The 17,311-nt window shown below is 69.6% G+C and carries 16 protein-coding genes; 7 read left to right on the top strand and 9 right to left on the bottom strand.

The annotated features are described in order from the left end of the window. Positions 1-31: 31 nt before the first annotated feature. The 3 genes from QFZ76_RS24750 (at position 32) to QFZ76_RS24740 (ending at position 2,855) form a co-directional block, all read left to right on the top strand. Entirely contained in the window at positions 32-766 is a 735-nt protein-coding gene (locus QFZ76_RS24750; protein WP_307675800.1) for a serine protease, read from the top strand. A 202-nt stretch (positions 767-968) separates the two neighbouring features. Further along, positions 969-1,913 (top strand): bifunctional lytic transglycosylase/C40 family peptidase, encoded by a 945-nt coding sequence (locus QFZ76_RS24745; protein ID WP_307680119.1) that lies wholly within the window; start codon positions 969-971, stop codon positions 1,911-1,913. Between the two features lie 234 nt (positions 1,914-2,147). After that, positions 2,148-2,855 carry a phosphatase PAP2 family protein gene (locus QFZ76_RS24740; protein WP_307675799.1) on the top strand — a complete coding sequence of 236 codons (708 nt, stop codon included), beginning with the start codon at positions 2,148-2,150 and terminating at the stop codon, positions 2,853-2,855. 78 nt (positions 2,856-2,933) lie between these two features. Here QFZ76_RS24740 and QFZ76_RS24735 read toward each other — a convergent pair whose 3' ends face one another. Beyond that, positions 2,934-4,505, bottom strand: coding sequence for an FAD-binding oxidoreductase (locus tag QFZ76_RS24735; RefSeq protein ID WP_307675798.1), 1,572 nt, complete (start codon positions 4,503-4,505; stop codon positions 2,934-2,936). Between the two features lie 718 nt (positions 4,506-5,223). Here QFZ76_RS24735 and QFZ76_RS24730 point away from each other — a divergent pair. Then, positions 5,224-6,066: a hypothetical protein gene (locus QFZ76_RS24730; RefSeq protein ID WP_307675797.1), complete on the top strand. Its 843-nt coding sequence runs from the start codon at positions 5,224-5,226 to the stop codon at positions 6,064-6,066. Positions 6,067-6,184: 118 nt separating this feature from the next. After that, positions 6,185-6,364, top strand: coding sequence for a hypothetical protein (locus QFZ76_RS24725; protein ID WP_307675796.1), 180 nt, complete (start codon positions 6,185-6,187; stop codon positions 6,362-6,364). A gap of 38 nt (positions 6,365-6,402) precedes the next feature. Here the strand turns inward: QFZ76_RS24725 and QFZ76_RS24720 are convergent, their stop codons facing one another. Next, positions 6,403-6,834 carry a metal-sensitive transcriptional regulator gene (locus tag QFZ76_RS24720; RefSeq protein ID WP_307675795.1) on the bottom strand — a complete coding sequence of 144 codons (432 nt, stop codon included), beginning with the start codon at positions 6,832-6,834 and terminating at the stop codon, positions 6,403-6,405. Positions 6,835-7,033: 199 nt separating this feature from the next. On the opposite strand from QFZ76_RS24720, the gene QFZ76_RS24715 reads away from it, so the two are divergent. Then, positions 7,034-7,654 (top strand): DUF47 domain-containing protein, encoded by a 621-nt coding sequence (locus tag QFZ76_RS24715; protein ID WP_030043659.1) that lies wholly within the window; start codon positions 7,034-7,036, stop codon positions 7,652-7,654. A gap of 7 nt (positions 7,655-7,661) precedes the next feature. Next, positions 7,662-8,660 carry an inorganic phosphate transporter gene (locus QFZ76_RS24710; protein ID WP_307675794.1) on the top strand — a complete coding sequence of 333 codons (999 nt, stop codon included), beginning with the start codon at positions 7,662-7,664 and terminating at the stop codon, positions 8,658-8,660. A 249-nt stretch (positions 8,661-8,909) separates the two neighbouring features. Here QFZ76_RS24710 and pstB read toward each other — a convergent pair whose 3' ends face one another. The 7 genes from pstB to QFZ76_RS24675 all read right to left on the bottom strand — a co-directional run bounded on the left by pstB (position 8,910) and on the right by QFZ76_RS24675 (position 17,283). After that, positions 8,910-9,686: a phosphate ABC transporter ATP-binding protein PstB gene (gene pstB / locus QFZ76_RS24705; RefSeq protein WP_307675793.1), complete on the bottom strand. Its 777-nt coding sequence runs from the start codon at positions 9,684-9,686 to the stop codon at positions 8,910-8,912. Positions 9,687-9,726: 40 nt separating this feature from the next. Then, entirely contained in the window at positions 9,727-10,782 is a 1,056-nt protein-coding gene (pstA, locus tag QFZ76_RS24700) for a phosphate ABC transporter permease PstA (protein ID WP_307675792.1), read from the bottom strand. Further along, a complete protein-coding gene (gene pstC, locus QFZ76_RS24695) occupies positions 10,779-11,786 on the bottom strand; it encodes a phosphate ABC transporter permease subunit PstC (RefSeq protein WP_307675791.1) in 1,008 nt (335 codons plus the stop codon). Before pstC ends, pstA begins: the two co-directional genes overlap by 4 nt. Positions 11,787-11,924: 138 nt before the next feature. Then, the gene (pstS, locus tag QFZ76_RS24690) at positions 11,925-13,049 is read right to left on the bottom strand and encodes a phosphate ABC transporter substrate-binding protein PstS (RefSeq protein ID WP_307675790.1); all 1,125 of its coding nucleotides are present in this window, start codon (positions 13,047-13,049) and stop codon (positions 11,925-11,927) included. Between the two features lie 266 nt (positions 13,050-13,315). Further along, the gene (locus tag QFZ76_RS24685; RefSeq protein WP_307675789.1) at positions 13,316-13,747 is read right to left on the bottom strand and encodes an NUDIX hydrolase; all 432 of its coding nucleotides are present in this window, start codon (positions 13,745-13,747) and stop codon (positions 13,316-13,318) included. Between the two features lie 40 nt (positions 13,748-13,787). After that, entirely contained in the window at positions 13,788-14,936 is a 1,149-nt protein-coding gene (locus tag QFZ76_RS24680) for a CHAD domain-containing protein (protein ID WP_307675788.1), read from the bottom strand. Continuing rightward, positions 14,917-17,283, bottom strand: coding sequence for an RNA degradosome polyphosphate kinase (locus QFZ76_RS24675; RefSeq protein ID WP_373464349.1), 2,367 nt, complete (start codon positions 17,281-17,283; stop codon positions 14,917-14,919). The genes QFZ76_RS24680 and QFZ76_RS24675 overlap by 20 nt, the downstream gene beginning before the upstream one ends. Between the last annotated feature and the right edge of the window lie 28 nt (positions 17,284-17,311).

Below are 17,311 nucleotides of genomic sequence, written 5' to 3'. Positions count from 1 at the left end.
TTTCTCACCTTTTTGCGGAAGGCTGGGGGCGATGAAGCGCACGCCTCGTCCTGTCCTGTACGCCGTGGTCGTGCTGCTTGCCGTCACCTTGGTCGCCTCCGAAGCCGCCGCCGACGACGGTGCGGGTCCCTTCGGAGTGACCGCCGTCGCCGCTCCGACCGCGCGGACCGCCTTGGTGGGGGCGCTGTTCGCCTCGGGGCGGCACTTCTGTACCGCTTCCGTAGTGGACAGTCCGCAGCGGGATCTCATCGTCACGGCGGCGCATTGCCTGGACGGGGGTTCCGGAGGGCTCGAGTTCGCGCCCGGGTACCGGAACGGCCACGCGCCGTACGGGGTCTGGCCGGTCGGCAGGCGGTTGCTGCCCGACCGGTGGGCCGAAGGGGAGGACGAGGACAGTGACGTCGCCTTCGCCGTGGTCGCCGATCGGGACGGCGAGGGTGTCGAGGATGTCGTCGGGGGCGGGAACCGGTTCGTCGCCGGGACGGCTACCGGGGCGACGGCCGTGACCGTCACCGGGTATCCCGACTCCCGCGAGGCCCCCATCAGCTGCACCAACAAGCCCACCGCGCACAGCCGTACGCAGCAGCGCATCGATTGCCCGGACTTCAGCGGTGGGACCAGTGGCAGTCCGTGGGTCGACGGGGACGGGGAGGTCGTCGGGGTGCTGGGCGGGCACGAGGCGGGCGGGGCCACGGCGGATGTCTCGTACAGCGTCGTGCTCGGGGCGGAGGCGGCGGAGTTGTACCGGGATGCGATGCGGATCTGACAAGAGAGGTGACAAGAGCAGACGAGAGCAGCGGCTTCCCGCCGTTCGACGAGCGTGCCGGTTGCAGCGGATTCCCGGTGGGAAGCTCCTAGACTGACGCGGGCGGATTCCGGGCGGACTCCCGTCGGACGAGGAGCGGTTGACGGTGCGTAAGGCATGGATCGTGGCGGGTGCCGCTGTCGCGGCGGGGCTCAGCTTCGTGATGCTGCTCGTCGTCGGGGTGTACCTCGTCGCCGGGAACCTCGTCAACGGGGCGAGCGGGGGCGCCAAGTCGCTGGCCAAGGGGGCCGTGCCCGCCGCCTACCAACCCCTCGTGCAGAAGTGGGGCAACCTCTGCTCCGCCATCAACCCGGCGCTGCTCGCCGCCCAGCTCTACCAGGAGAGCGGATTCAACCCGAAGGCCCAGAGCCCGGCGGCGGCCCAGGGGATAGCGCAGTTCATCCCCGGGACCTGGTCCACGCACGGAATCGACGGCGACGGGGACGGCGACAAGGACGTATGGGATCCGAATGACGCGATTCCGTCGGCCGCGCAGTACGACTGCACGCTCGCGTCCTACGTGAAGGACGTCCCCGGGAATCCGACCGAAAACATGCTGGCCTCGTACAACGCGGGGGCCTATGCGGTCATCAAGTACGGGGGCGTGCCGCCGTACAAGGAGACCCAGAACTACGTGAAGACGATCACGACTCTGGAGGACAGCTTCGCGGCGCCCGTCAGCCGGGTCGATCCCTCGAAGCAGGCGGCCGGCGCCATCTACTACGCGCAGAAGAAGCTGGGCACGCCCTATCTGTGGGGCGGTGACGGTACCGCCGCCGACAACGGGCGGTTCGACTGTTCCGGGTTGACGAAGGCCGCATACGAGAGCGTGGGGATCATGCTGCCGCGCGTTGCCAACGACCAGTACAACGCGGGGCCGCATCCGGCCAGGGACGAGCTGCTGCCCGGGGATCTGGTGTTCTTCTCGGACGATCTCACCAACTCGCGGGCCATCCGCCATGTCGGGATTTATGTGGGTGGGGGGTACATGATCGACGCGCCGAGAACGGGTGCTGTGATCCGGTTCGACCCGATCGACTCCCCCGACTACTTCGGGGCCACCCGGGTCACCGAAGATGGCGCGAAAGCGCTCCCCACGACGGTGTGAACCGAGCGTGAACCCACCCCCTGAGCTGCAGGAACGGGTCTCTCTTCGATAACGTCTGCGTGATCATTCGGTGGAGTGTGGAACGTATTAACGGGAGCCGTGCGTTCCTGATGACGTAGCCGAGCGGACGAGCGGACGTCACAGTCGACGTGAGCGGATCTACACACCACGGGGGTGGGTAACAGCGGCGCGCGCAAAGGTGTGCCGGGAGAGACGACGAAGGGGCCGTGCGCCATGGCTGGACTCGCAGAATCCGGGTCGAACCCTGACGTCGATCTGCTGTACGACATCAATGGCCTGGCCAAGGACGCGCCGGCCTGGTTCGACCGTGGCATGGAATACGTCGGTGAGTACGGGCTGCTGCTCGCCATGGTGCTGCTGGTGGTGGGCTGCTGGTGGTCCGTGCGGCGGCGCGGTGGTGAGGACGCGGCGTCGTCGGTGGCCGCTCTGGTCTGGGCGCCGCTCGCCGCCGGTGTCGCGGTGCTCGTGAATGTGCCGATACGGGGCTTTGTCGAGCGGCCCCGGCCCTTCCTCACCCATGAAGGGCTCGATGTCCTCGTCTCCGGCAAGACCGACTACTCCTTCGTGAGCGACCACGCCACCATCACCATGGCCATGGGCGTCGGGCTCTTCGTCGCCAACCGGAAGTTCGGGCTCTTCGGACTCGGACTCGCGCTGCTCGAAGGGTTCTGCCGGATCTACATGGGGGTGCACTACCCGACCGACGTGGTGGGCGGGTTCGCACTCGGTACGGCGGTCGCGCTGCTGCTCTCGCCCGTGGCCATGGCGTTGCTGACGCCTGTGGTCAAGGCCGTCGAGCGGTCTCCCCGGGCCGGGTGGCTGGTGCGGGCGCGGGGGCGGTCGTACGACGGGCAGGACGCGTTGATTCCGGGGGCGCGGCGCGAGGCCGCGGGGACCGAGGAGCGGGATCTCGCCGCTTAGGTGTTCTCCTCTGGTGCGGGGTGTCCGGTGTCCGGTTGGTGCGGGGTGTCCGGTCTCTGGTGTCTGGCCTCCGGTGTCCTACAGGGCCTGGGGGTAGGTGAAGAAGCGGTTCGGGTCGTACCGCTTCTTCAGCTTTGCCAGGCGGGTCGCCGCGTCGCCGTAGTACGCCTTGCGCCAGTCCTTCAGGGTCGGGTCCGTGTAGTTCTGGTAGGCCGCGCCCGACGCGTACGGCTTCATCGCCGCGTGGGCTCCGGTCAGCCAGGACTCGGCCGTCGAGCCGCTCGTGCCGGCCCGCCAGGAGGCGATGTACTGGGCCAGCATGCGGGAACGGCGGTGGACGAAGGCCGTTGCCGTGGGGGAGACGCGGTTGACGGCTCCGCCGAGGGCCGTGAACGCGATGCTGCCGGAGCCGCCGCGGACCGACGTCAGCTGCTTGAGGAGGGCCTGGATCGCGGCGGGGGAGAGGGAACGGTCGAAGAAGTCCGACCGTGCCGCGTACGTCTCCCTGCCGAGTGCGCCCTGCGGGGAGCGGCCGGGGGTCACGCCGGGCAGGTGGCACTGGGCGTCGGAGGAGAACGACGAGCAGCCCGCGTAGATCTCCATCGCCTCCTCGTAGCCCCGGCGGCGGAGGGACACGCTGCTCGCGGGGGCGCCCACCTTGTCCGCGAGGCGGTCCACCGCGTTCTGGAGTTCGCCGTAGGTGCCGAGGGAGAAGGCGGCCACGGAGACGGTGGCCCTGCCGCCGGAGGTGCCGGCCAGGTGCAGGGACGACCAGATCTCGTCCGGCTGGGCCGGGCCCCACTCCTGCCATGCCTTGACGACCGCGGCGGCCCTCGGCCACGGCCAGGACAGGTACGCCGTCACGGCCTGCGGGGCCGGGTGGGTCTTGAAGTGCAGTTCCGTCACGACGCCGAAGTTGCCGTTGCCCGCGCCGCGTAGGGCCCAGAAGAGGTCCTGGTTCTCCCGGGCGTTCGCCGTCAGTTGCTTGCCGTCCGCCGTGATCAGGGTGGCCTGGGTGAGGCTGTCGCAGGTCAGGCCGTAGGCGCGGGAGACGACTCCGTGGCCGCCGCCGAGGGTGAGGCCGGAGACGCCGACGGTGGGGCAGGAGCCGGCGGGGATCGTGACGCCCTTCGCGGCGAGGGCGCGGTAGACGTCGATCAGTTTGGCGCCGGCGCCGACGACCGCGGTGTTGCCGCCGGCCCGGACCCGGTTGAGCTTCGAGACGTCGATGACGAGACGGCCGTTGCCGGAGGACCAGCCCGCGTAGGAGTGGCCGCCGTTGCGGATCGCCACGCGGAGGGCGTGGGCTCGGGCGTAGGCGAGGGCCGTGCGGATGTCCTCGGGGTGTGCGACGTAGGCGACCGCGGCCGGTTTGAGGGAGTCGAAGCGGGTGTTGTAGAGCTGGCGGGCTGTCGGCCAGTCGGTGTCGCCGGGGCGGACGAGGGGGCCGTCGAGGGTGCGGGCGAGGGCGGACCAGGTGGCGGGGGTAGTGGCGGCGGTCGATGTGAACGCGGGGTGCGAGGCGGAGGGCGAGGGGGACCGGGGCGTCGCCGGGGAGCCGTTGGCCGAACCGGAATCGCCGGCCTTGCAGGCTGTGGCTGCGGCCGTGAGGGTGGCTGCGCCGGCGGCGATGAGTGTGCGCCGTTCCATGTCCTTGCCTCTGCCTTTCGTCGGCCTCGCGCGTCGCCTGTCGTGGAACGAGACGGGGCTGTGGGGGGCGGGGTTCCATAGTGCGCGGCGTTGGGGGCCGGGGTGCCTTTTTGCGGGGCGGCGTTGGGCAGGTGTCCGGGGTCGGGTGGGTTGGGTGCCCGGCGTTGGGGGCTGGGGCGGGAGTGGGTTGCGCGGCCCGGCGCTGCGGGGTGCCGTCCGCGCCTGCCCGTGCCGCCCCAGCGGCACGATTGCCCGCGGGTTGACGGTGTCGGGTGCCCGCGGGACTGGCGGCGGGCGGCTGTCCCCGTGGTGGCGGGGGCGGGGGCGGGGGTGCGTGGTCGCGAGCCGGTGGGGTGGGGTTACCGCGGGGTGGCTGGGACGGTGGCCGGAGGCTGGTGGAGTGGGGGGTGGGTGGGTCAGTTGGCTGTGTGGATCTCCGCGTCCGTTCTTGCCGTGCTTCTTGCTCTGCGGGCCGGGCCGCGCCAGCCGCAGGTGCAGCGGGCCGTGCAGAAGCGGCCCTGTTCGACGGTCGTTGTGCGGTGGGCCGGTTGGTCGGGGGGTGGGGGAATCCTGTCCTGCTGCGCCACGGTGACAACGTTACCCAGGCCAGGTAAAGGAGGCGTACGGGGGCGTACACGCGTGACGGCGCCACCTACTTGTCGTTAACCGGAACGACAGGGGGCCCGTGACGGACGTACCGGCTGGGGGTAGGCAGGCGATGGCGGAGCGGCAGCGCAGGCGGGCGGGTGGCGGGGTCGTCGCCGTGGGGTTCTTGGTCTGTTCGTGCTTCGGGGCGGTGGGGTGTTCCGGGAGCGGGACGGCCGTCGGCGAGGACGCGCGGGGCGGGGATCCGGTCGAGATCCTGCACCGGGCCGCCGACACCCTGGTGGACGCCGGGAGTTCGAAGGCCCGTACGTCCATGGAGATGGCGACCGGCGGGACCCGGGTGACCATTCGAGGCCGAGGTGTGTACGACTACCGGCGGCAGCTGGGGCAGTTGAAGGTGATGCTGCCGCAGGACCCCGCGGGGACCAGCGACCGTCGGCCGATCACCGAACTCCTCGCTCCCGGGGCCCTGTTCATGAAGAACCGGGGCGCCGGCGTGCCCGTCGACAAGTGGGTGCGGGTCGACACCGCCACGCTGACCGACGGGAACCTCGTGACCGGCGGGGCCACCGATCCCTTCGCCGCCGCCGAGGTGCTGCGGGGGACGCGGACGGCGACGTATGTGGGAAGGACCGAGGTCGCGGGGACCGCCGTACGGCATTACCGGGGGACCGCGGACCTCGGGCAGGCGGCCCGTGACGCGTCCGCCGGGAACAAGGGGCCGCTCGCGGCGGCGGCGAAAGGGTTCGCCACGGCCCGCGTGCCGTTCGACGTCTACCTCGACGACGAGGGCCGCATCCGCAAGGTCCGGCACCGGTTCAGCTTTGTGAACGGGCAGCAGAAAGGGACCGTCGCGGTCGCTTCGACCACGCTGTTGTACGACTTCGGGGTCCTCGCCGACGTGCGGTTGCCGGCCGCCGGTGACATCTACGCGGGCCGGATCGCTGAGGAGTGAGAGACGACAGGCGCCGGGCGCGGACTCGTGACGGGCGTCAAGAACTAGCCCTTCCGTGCCATGCGCGGTCTGTAGCCGCTGCCTACTCTAGGAGGTCGGTGACGGCAGAGAAGAGGTGATGCGCGTGGCTCCGGTCGGCGGTACCGCAGTTCAGGACCACGTGGCCCTCGCCGAGATCGAGCTGTGCGGAGAGCTGATCATCGCGGCCTCCGCCGCCGGCGAGGACCGGCTCAGCCTGGAGAGCATCGACGAGGTGCTGAAAGTGGCCGAAGAACGCGCGGACGCCTCCGGCTACTAGCCGGGGGCGGCCCCACCTTCACTCGGGGCGAGCTCGGCTCACGTCCGCAGCAGGCGGCCGATCGCCTTCGTCGCCTCCTCCACCTTCGCGTCGACCTCGGCGCCGCCCTTGACGGCCGCGTCGGCGACGCAGTGGCGCAGGTGTTCCTCCAGGAGCTGCAGGGCGAAGGACTGCAGGGCCTTGGTGGAGGCGGAGACCTGCGTGAGTATGTCGATGCAGTAGACGTCCTCGTCGACCATGCGCTGCAGGCCGCGGATCTGGCCCTCGATGCGGCGCAGGCGCTTGAGGTGTTCGTCCTTCTGTTTGTGGTACCCGTGCACGCCGCGGTCGTGATCCGTCACAACCGCGTCGTCCGTCACAACCGCGTCGTCCGTCACAACCGCGTCGTCCGTCACAACTGCGTCATCCGTCACGGCTTCCGGCTCCGCGGCGGCGGAGGGCGCTTGCGCGCCGGCCTCGGTGGTCGTCATCGCGTCCTCCACATCATGGGCAGCCTTATACCCCTAGTGGGTATATGGTACCGAACTTTGCGGGGTATGTGGCCTGCAAGCGGCCCCCGTGCCGACCACTCTGCCTGATGGGCGACACTGGGGGACGGCCCATTAGCCGTGGCCGGATGATGCGCCTAGCATCAGCCTGACCGAAACCGATGCACCCCGAGGACCCCTTGTGCGCTTTCGTCTGACCCCCAGGGAGACGAGCTTCTACGACATGTTCGCCGCGTCCGCGGACAACATCGTCACGGGCTCGAAACTCCTCATGGAACTGCTCGGGGCGGACACCGCCGGCCGGGCCGAGATCGCAGAGCGTATGCGGGCCGCGGAACACGCAGGTGACGATGCCACGCATGCGATCTTCCATCAGCTGAACTCCTCGTTCATCACGCCGTTCGACCGTGAGGACATCTACAACCTCGCGTCGTCCCTCGACGACATCATGGACTTCATGGAGGAGGCCGTCGACCTGGTCGTCCTCTACAACGTGGAGGAACTGCCCAAGGGCGTCGAGCAGCAGATCGAGGTGCTGGCCCGGGCCGCCGAGCTGACCGCCGAGGCGATGCCGAACCTGCGGACGATGGACAACCTCACCGAGTACTGGATCGAGGTCAACCGGCTGGAGAACCAGGCCGACCAGATCCACCGCAAGCTGCTCGCCATGCTCTTCAACGGCAAGTACGAGGCCATCGAGGTGCTGAAGCTCAAGCAGATCGTGGATGTGCTGGAGGAAGCGGCCGACGCGTTCGAGCACGTGGCGAACACGGTGGAGACCATCGCCGTCAAGGAGTCCTGAGCTCTTCATGGACACCTTTGCATTGATCGTGACCGTCGGGGTCGCGCTCGGATTCACGTACACCAACGGCTTTCACGACTCGGCGAACGCCATCGCCACGTCCGTCTCCACGCGCGCGCTGACGCCTCGCGCCGCGTTGGCGATGGCCGCGGTGATGAACCTCGCCGGTGCGTTTCTCGGCTCCGGGGTCGCCAAGACCGTCAGCGAGGGGCTGATCGAGACGCCCGAGGGGTCGAAGGGGATGGGCATCCTCTTCGCGGCGCTGATCGGTGCGATCACGTGGAATCTCATCACGTGGTACTTCGGGCTGCCGTCCTCTTCCTCGCACGCGCTGTTCGGCGGGATGGTCGGGGCCGCGCTGGCCGGCGGTACGACCGTGTACTGGCACGGGGTGCTGGAGAAGGTCGTCATCCCGATGTTCATCTCGCCGGTGGTGGGTCTGGTGGCCGGTTATCTGGTGATGACGGCGATCATGTGGATCTTCCGGCGGGCGAACCCGCACAAGGCCAAGCGCGGGTTCCGTATAGCGCAGACCGTCTCGGCGGCCGGTATGGCGCTCGGTCACGGTCTTCAGGACGCGCAGAAGACCATGGGCATCGTGGTGATGGCGCTGGTCATCGCCGACGTCGAGGACTACGGCGATCCGATTCCGGTGTGGGTGAAGATCGCGTGCGCCGTGATGCTGTCGCTGGGGACGTACGCCGGTGGGTGGCGGATCATGCGGACGCTGGGGCGGAAGATCATCGAGTTGGATCCGCCGCAGGGGTTCGCCGCGGAGACGACCGGTGCGTCGATCATGTTCACGACGGCGTTCCTGTTCAAGGCGCCGATCTCGACGACCCATGTCATCACGTCCGCGATCATGGGTGTGGGGGCGACGAAGCGGGTGAACGCCGTGCGGTGGGGCGTCGCCAAGAACATCATCCTGGGCTGGTTCATCACGATGCCGGCGGCGGGGGCCGTGGCCGCGGTGAGCTTCTGGATCGTGAACCTGGCGTTCCTGTAGGCGCCGGTTCCTTTTGCGGGTTGTCCGGCACCCACCACCCGACTCGGTCGGTCGAAAGGTGAGCCTCGCCCGGCCGCCACCGGCGTCGCAAGGTGGACGCTCCCGTACTCGCGTACGGCGGCAGGGGGATTTCGCGCCGTTCTGCGCGGCAGACAGACGACGGGCCCGCTCCCCGGAACCGGGGAGCGGGCCCTTTGTCCTCGCGGTGGCACCGCCATGCAGCACCGCGAGGGGTTCGGGGGTGTCGGATCAGCCGAAGCGGCCGGAGATGTAGTCCTCCGTGGCCTGGACCGACGGGTTGGAGAAGATGCGCTCCGTGTCGTCTATCTCGATCAGCTTGCCGGGCTGGCCGACCGCCGACAGGTTGAAGAAGGCCGTACGGTCGGAGACGCGCGCCGCCTGCTGCATGTTGTGCGTCACGATGACGATCGTGAAGCGCTCCTTCAGCTCGCCGATCAGGTCCTCGATGGCGAGGGTGGAGATCGGGTCCAGAGCCGAGCAGGGCTCGTCCATCAGCAGGACGTTCGGCTCCACCGCGATGGCCCGCGCGATGCACAGGCGCTGCTGCTGGCCACCCGACAGGCCCGAACCGGGCTTGTTGAGGCGGTCCTTGACCTCGTTCCAGAGGTTCGCGCCCTTGAGGGACTTCTCGACGACGTCCTGGAGCTCGGTCTTCTTGTAGCTGCCGTTCAGGCGCAGCCCCGCCGCCACGTTGTCGAAGATCGACATCGTGGGGAAGGGGTTGGGCCGCTGGAACACCATGCCGACCTCGCGGCGCACGGACACCGGGTCGATGCCGTGGCCGTAGAGGTCCTCGTCGTCCAGGAGCACCTTGCCCTCGACGCGGCCGCCCGGGGTGACCTCGTGCATACGGTTCAGGGTGCGCAGGAACGTCGACTTGCCGCAGCCGGAGGGGCCGATGAAGGCCGTCACCGAGCGCGGCTCGACCGTCATCGAGATGTCTTCGATCGCCTTGTGGGCGCTGTAGTAGGCGGTGAGTCCGCTTACGTCGATTCGCTTGGCCATGTCTCTACTTCACTTCCGGTGTCAGTCGCCGATGGCCGCGTCAGCGACCGGTCTTGGGGGCCTTCCAGCGGGCGATGCCGCGGGCCCCCAGGTTGAGGATCATCACGAAGGCGATCAGCGTCAGCGACGCCGCCCAGGCCCGGTCGTACGCCGCACCGGAGCCCGCGCTGTTCGCGTACTGCTGGTAGATGTACAGCGGCAGCGACGCCTGCGCACCCTCGAACGGGTTCGAGTTGATGAACGGGTTCCCCCACACCAGGAGCAGTACGGGAGCCGTCTCGCCCGCGATACGGGCGATCGCCAGCATGATGCCGGTGGTGATGCCGCCGATGGAGGTCGGCAGGACCACCTTCAGGATGGTGCGCCACTTCGGGATGCCGAGGGCGAGGGAGGCCTCGCGCAGCTCGTTCGGGACGAGCTTGAGCATCTCCTCCGTGGAGCGGACGACGACCGGCATCATCAGGATCGCGAGCGCGAGCGAGCCGGCGAAGCCGAAGGGCTCCAGGTCGAGCATAAGCATCAGGCTGAGGATGAACAGACCGGCGACGATCGACGGGATACCGGTCATCACGTCGACGAAGAACGTGATGGCCCGGGAGAGGTTGCCGCGCCCGTACTCCACCAGGTAGATCGCGGTGAGCACACCGATCGGCGCACCGATCAGGGTGGCGAGGCCGACCTGCTCCAGGCTGCCGAGGATGGCGGCGTAGATGCCGCCGCCCGGCTCGGTGTCGGCGACGACACCCATGGAGTGGGTCAGGAAGTAGACGTCGAGGACCTTCACGCCGCGGGCGACGGTCACCCAGACCAGGGAGACCAGCGGGATCACGGCGAGCAGGAAGGCCACCCAGACCAGCGAGGTCGCGAGGCGGTCCTTGGCCTGGCGGGTGCCCTCGACGCGGGCGGCGATGACGTACGAACCGCCGACGAAGAGGATCGCGGCGATCAGGCCCCACTGGATACGGCTGTCGAGGCCGGCGGCCAGGCCGACGCCGATCGCGACGGCGGCGGAGCCGGCGGCGATGGCGTACGGGGACCACTTCGGGAGGCGGGCGCCCTGCAGGGTGCTGGGGCGCTTGATGACGGCGTTGCTCATGCGTTGGCCCCCGAGTACTCCTTGCGGCGGGCGATGATCGCGCGGGCCGCGCCGTTGACCAGCAGGGTGATGACGAACAGCACCAGACCGGAGGCGATGAGCGCGTCACGGCCCTGTTCGGTGGCCTCACCGAACTTGCTGGCGATGTTCTGGGCGAAGGTGCCGCCGCCCGGGTCGAGCAGGCTGGTCTGGATGTCGAAGGTCGGGGAGAGCACGGTGGCGACGGCCATCGTCTCGCCGAGGGCGCGGCCGAGGCCGAGCATCGAGGCGGAGATCACACCGGAGCGGCCGAACGGCAGGACAGCCATGCGGATGACCTCCCAGCGGGTGGCGCCGAGGGCCAGGGCCGCCTCCTCGATCATCTGCGGGGCCTGGCGGAAGACCTCGCGGCTCACGTTGGTCACGATCGGCAGGATCATGATCGCGAGCAGGATGCCGACCGTGAGCATCGACCGGGGGGCGCCGCCCTCCCAGGAGAAGATGCCGGTCCAGCCGAGGTAGGTGTCCAGCCAGCCGAAGAGGCCGACCATGTTCGGTACGAGGATCAGCGCGCCCCACAGGCCGTACACGATGGACGGCACGGCGGCGAGCAGGTCGATCACGTAGGCGATGGGACCGCTCAGCCTGCGCGGGGCGTAGTGCGTGAGGAACAGCGCGATGGCCACCGCGATCGGGACCGCGATGACCATGGCGATGATCGAGGAGACCACCGTGCCGAAGGCCAGCACCGCGATGCCGAACTTCGGCGGGAGGGCGGTGGCGTTCCACTCGAAGGTGGTGAGGAAGTTGGCCTCGTCCTTGCTGATCGCGAGGGAGGCGCGATAGGTGAGGAAGACCGCGATCGCGGCCATGATCGCCAACAGCAGAATGCCCGAGCCGCGGGAGAGACCGAGGAAGATCCGGTCGCCGGGTCGGGTGGCACCGCGGGCCGCGCGCTTCTGTTCGGTCGCGGTCGGTGGTTCGGTCGGTGGGGGAGCTTGGGTGTTCTTGGTGGTTATGTCCATCGGGTTCTCCGGTCTGCGGGCCGTACGCGCCGTACGGCCCTGTGGAGCCGTACGCGATGTGCGGTGGCTCCTGGCGGCGGTGCACCGGACGATGCGGTCCGGTCCCGGGTACGAAGCCGGGACCGGACCGCATGCGGATCAGCTAAGGCTCTCGATGGTGGTGCGAACCTTGGCGATGATGTCGTCGGGGATGGGGGCGTAGTCCTTCTCGGCGAGGATCTGCTGACCCTCCTCGGAGGCGATGTAGCGCAGGAACGCCTTGGTGGCGGGCAGGGTGTCCGACTTGTTGCCCTTGTCGCAGACGATCTCGTACGTGACCAGGACCATCGGGTAGGCACCCTCGGCCTTGGTCGTGTAGTTCAGCTCCAGCGCGTAGTCGTTGCCGGTGCCGACGACCTTGGCGTCCGCGATGGCCTTGGTGGCGTTGTCGACGGTGGCCTCGACCGGGGTGCCGGCGCCGGTGTCGAGGGCGACCGTGTTGATGCCGTCCTTGGCGTACGACAGCTCGAAGTAGCCGATGGCGCCGTTGGTCTGCTTCACCTGCTGGGCGACACCGGAGGACTGCGGAGCGGACTGGCCGCCCTTGGCCTGCCAGGCCTTGCCGCCCTCGTAGGGGAAGTCGCTCTTGGCGGTGGCGATCAGGTACTTGGTGAAGTTGTCCGTGGTGCCGGACTCGTCCGAGCGGTGGAACGCCTGGATCTTCAGGTCGGGCAGCTCGGCGTCGGGGTTCAGCTTCTTGATCGCCGCGTCGTTCCAGTTGGTGATCTTGTTGTCGAAGATCTTGGCGAGGGTCGGGGCGTCCAGGACGAGCTTGTCGACACCGGACACGTTGAAGCCGACCGCGATCGGGCCGCCGACCATCGGGAGGTCGATGCCCTGGCCGCCGGAGCAGACCTGCTTGGAGGCGGTGACCTCTTCGGGCTTCAGCGCGGAGTCCGAACCGGCGAAGGCCACCTGGCCCTGGGTGAACGCGGTGACGCCGGCGCCCGAGCCGCCGCCCTTGTAGTTGATCTGCACGCCGCAGGCGGCGGAGAACTGCTTGACCCAGGCGTCGATCGCGTTCTTCTGCGCGGAGGACCCGTCGGCGAGGAGCTGGCCCTTGGCGTCGTCACACTTGATGCTGCCGGCCTGGGCGGTGGACGAGGCGCTGCTGTCGCCGTTGCCGCCTGTGTCGTCGGAGCCGCACGCCGTGAGGGCCAGGGCGCCGGAGACGGCGAGAGCACCGAGGGTGAGGGCCCGCCGGTTCATGCGCTGAAGCTTCACTGAGGGAGTTCCTTCCAGGAGCCGCCGTCCTGAACCGGCGGCGTGCGAAGTCTGTGCGATGTGGCCACGTGATCAAGGCGTCTGTGTGAATCACCTGTTCGAGGTGAATCACTGGTCCGAGATACGTGCCGCATCGCGTAAGGCCGAAACTAGGCAGAACAGGTGAAGGCGCCGAAGGCCATACATGAACGGGGGGTGAACCCCTGAGGACGGTGCGGTGAGGTCACGGAACGCTTACGTCGAGGACACGGAGTGATTCCGGCCGACTATGCCAGCCGGAGGGCCTGGAGCAGGGCGTCCACAAGGGTGCGGTCCCTCGGTTGGGTGAGGCGGTTCCGGGCGGCCGGTGGAGCGAGCCAGAGGATGCGGTCCACCTCGTCGTTCGGCGTGAAAGCGCCGGTCGTGGCCTCGGCCGCCCAGTAGCGGACCTCCTTGGCGCGGCCGTTCGCCATGTACAGGACGGTGGGCAGCCGGGTGCCGGGTGCGGCCCGGTGGCCCGTCTCCTCCTCGACCTCGCGCAGGGCGCCGGCCAGGTGGTCCTCGCCGCGTTTCAGCTTGCCCTTGGGATGCGACCAGTCGTCGTACTTCGGCCGGTGGACGAGACAGACCTCCAGCTCGCCGTCGACCGGGGAGCGGCGCCACAGGACGCAGCCGGCCGCCTGGACGGGGGGTTCTGTGGCTTCGTTCGCCTGGGTCATCGGTGTCACCGCCTGCATGAGGAGAACACGAGGAGATGGGTCAGGGCGTGCCGACCGCCTGCTTCTGCCACGACTGCTGGAACGTGAAACGGGCCGCCTCCACCTCGTGCCGCTGGTCGGCGTGGAGCACGCCGAGGGCGTACGCCGTCGCCGGGGCGATACGAGGGGTACGCGCGGCCTGGGCCGCCGCTGCCGCCGCCTCCGAGGCGTCCCGGTGCCGGTCCAGGGCCTGGCCGGCGGTGAGCAGCCGGACGTCGATGGGTGCGTTCCTGCCGCCGTCGAGGACCTCGCGGGCGTAGCGGTGCAGGCGCAGGAGCAGGCGGACCTGGTGCCAGGGGGCGTCCTGGGGGTGTGGGGACGGATCCGGGGAGAGGCCGTGGATCAGCGCCTCCGCGTTGTAGGGGCTGCCGGCGGTCACCAGGGGGAGGACGGCGATCGCGTCCGTGAGGCGCTCCTCCGCGGCGGCGGCGAAGGGGTGCAGGGCGGAGGCGGCCGCGGTGGTGGTGAGGGGGACCTCGCTGGCGAGTACGGCGACGCTGTCGGCGACCGCGTGGAAGCGGGAGGAGCCGAGGGCCTGGAGGGCGGTGCTGTGCGCCCGGGTCCGGGCCAGGGTGAGCTGGCGCTCGAGCAGGGCGCCGGCCTTCGCCGCGCCCACGGTCAGGGTGCCGCGGTCCGGTGCGGGCAGGTCGGTCGGCGGTCCGGCGTTCTCAGGTGCCGCTTTCCGTGGGTCGGGAGCCGCCCCGGCGGAACGACTGCCCACGGCCCCGGAGGAGGAGCTGCCGGCGCCTGCGTGAGCCGACTGGGCCGGGAACACCGCCCCCGACAGCCGGTGCAGCGCCAGCAGCAGACGCTCCAGCCGGGCCCTGTACGCGTGCTCCATCGCCAGCGTCCCCGACAGCCACGCCAGTTCGGGGCGCATCGCGTCCGACCACTCGGCGTCGAGCAGGGGCCGGAAGGTGTGCAGGCTGCCGCTGATGCGGCGGACCGAGCGGCGCAGCGCCCGGGCCGCGTCGACGGTGTCCTCCGCGCCGTTCGCGCCGGCTGTCGTACCGCCGGTTTCCCGGTGCAGTCGCAGCGCGCGGAGGAACTCGGTGGCCTGGGCCCGCAGGTAGCCGGCGAGGGCGTCCCCGGTGACCGGCCCGACGTGATCGGACTGGGGGTCCGTCGGGTCAAGGTGTTGCTGTGCCACGCCGGCGCCTCCGGGCGTCTATGAGCATCTCCTGGACGTTGCGCAGGGGTTGGCCGTCCCCGTCGGTCGCGTGCCGGGTCCACTCGCCGTCCGGGCCGAGGTGCCAGGACGCGGTGGTGTCGGACATGCCGGTCTCCAGCAGCCGGTTGATGGCCGCCCGGTGGGCCGGGTCGGTGATCCTCACCAGTGCCTCGATACGGCGGTCGAGGTTGCGGTGCATCATGTCGGCGCTGCCGATCCACACCTCGGGCTCGCCGCCGTTGCCGAAGGCGAACACCCGGGAGTGTTCGAGGAAGCGGCCGAGGATCGAGCGGACCCGGATGTTCTCCGACAGGCCCGCGACGCCGGGGCGGACCGCGCAGATGCCGCGCACCCAGACGTCGCACGGCACGCCCGCCTGGGACGCGCGGTACATGGCGTCGATGATCGCCTCGTCCACCATCGAGTTGACCTTGATGCGGACGAAGGCGGGGCGTCCGGCACGGTGGTGCTGGACTTCCTTGTTGATCCGCGCGATCAGGCCGTCCCGCAGGGACTTGGGGGCGACCAGGAGGCGACGGTAGGTCTCGCGGCGCGAGTAGCCCGACAGACGGTTGAAGAGGTCCGAGAGGTCCGCGCCGACCTGCGGGTCCGCGGTGAGCAGGCCCAGGTCCTCGTACAGCCTCGCCGTCTTCGGGTGGTAGTTGCCCGTGCCGACGTGGCTGTAGCGCCGTAGCGTGTCGCCCTCCTGGCGGACCACCAGGGACAGCTTGCAGTGGGTCTTCAGGCCGACGAGGCCGTAGACGACATGGCAGCCCGCCTCCTCCAGCTTGCGCGCCCACTTGATGTTGGCGTGCTCGTCGAAGCGGGCCTTGATCTCCACCAGGACGAGGACCTGCTTGCCGGCCTCGGCGGCGTCGATGAGCGCGTCGACTATGGGGGAGTCGCCCGAGGTGCGGTACAGGGTCTGCTTGATGGCGAGGACGTCCGGGTCGTCGGCCGCCTGCTGCAGGAACGCCTGGACCGACGTCGAGAAGGAGTCGTACGGGTGGTGCAGCAGCACGTCCCGGGTGCGCAGCGCGGCGAAGATGTCGGCCGCGGACGCCGACTCGACCTCGGCCAGGTCGCGGTGGACGCCGGCGATGAACTTCTTGTACTTCAGCTCGGGCCGGTCGAGGCCGCCGATACGGAAGAGGCCCGTGAGGTCCAGGGGACCGGGGAGGGGGTAGACCTCCGCCTCGCTGATCTTCAGCTCGCGGACGAGGAGGTCGAGCACCTCGCGGTCGATCGACTCCTCCACCTCCAGGCGCACCGGCGGCCCGAAGCGGCGCCGCATGAGCTCCTTCTCCAGGGCCTGCAGGAGGTTCTCGGCGTCGTCCTCCTCGACCTCGAGGTCCTCGTTGCGGGTGAGGCGGAAGGCGTGGTGCTCCAGGACCTCCATGCCCGGGAACAGCTCCTCCAGGTGGGCGGCGATGACGTCCTCGATGGGGACGTAGCGGCCCGGGGAGCTCTCCAGGAAGCGGGACAGCAGCGGCGGCACCTTGACGCGGGCGAAGTGGCGGTGGCCGGTGACGGGGTTGCGGACGATGACGGCCAGGTTGAGAGACAGCCCCGAGATGTACGGGAAGGGGTGCGCCGGGTCGACCGCCAGCGGGGTCAGCACCGGGAAGATCTGGTGGCGGAAGAGGGTGAACAGGCGGGCCTGTTCCTTTTCCTGGAGCTCGTTCCAGCGGACCAGGTGGACGCCTTCTTCGGCCAGGGCGGGGGCGATGTCCTCGTGGTAGCAGGCGGCGTGCCGGGCCATGAGCTCACGCGAGCGGGCCCAGATCATCTCCAGGACCTCGCGGGGCTGGAGGCCGGACGCGGACCGGGTGGCGACACCGGTGGCGATACGGCGCTTCAGACCGGCGACCCGGACCATGAAGAACTCGTCCAGGTTGCTGGCGAAGATCGCGAGGAAGTTGGCGCGCTCGAGGAGGGGCGTGTTCGGGTCCTCGGCGAGTTCGAGGACGCGCTCGTTGAACGCGAGCCAGCTGCGCTCCCGGTCGAGGAATCGCCCCTGGGGCAACTGCGGACCGTCGAACGGTGCCTCTTCGTAGGCGTCGAGGTCGGCGTCGATGTCCGGTTCCAGGTCGGAGACGGCCGCCGACACGGTGTGCGGGCGGTGCGCGGCTATGGAACCGACGGAGGGCTGGGCGTGCTGGACCTGTACCGGGGCGTTTGGCTGGCTCATGGACCCATTCTTCCGCGCCACGAGCGATACAGGCGCGTCGGACAGGGCGGGCGGGAGCGTGGCGGCGGCGCCGGCGTCCCCGTTCCGCGCGGATCCCTCGGGGGGCGGCGAAGGCTCTGGCACGACGGGCTTCATTCAGTGAGCGTCGCAAGCCCGTCTGAAC

The organism is Streptomyces sp. V4I2 (assembly GCF_030817655.1).
Classification (GTDB): Bacteria; Actinomycetota; Actinomycetes; order Streptomycetales; family Streptomycetaceae; genus Streptomyces; species Streptomyces plumbiresistens.
This window is presented reverse-complemented; position numbering and strand designations above follow the sequence as displayed.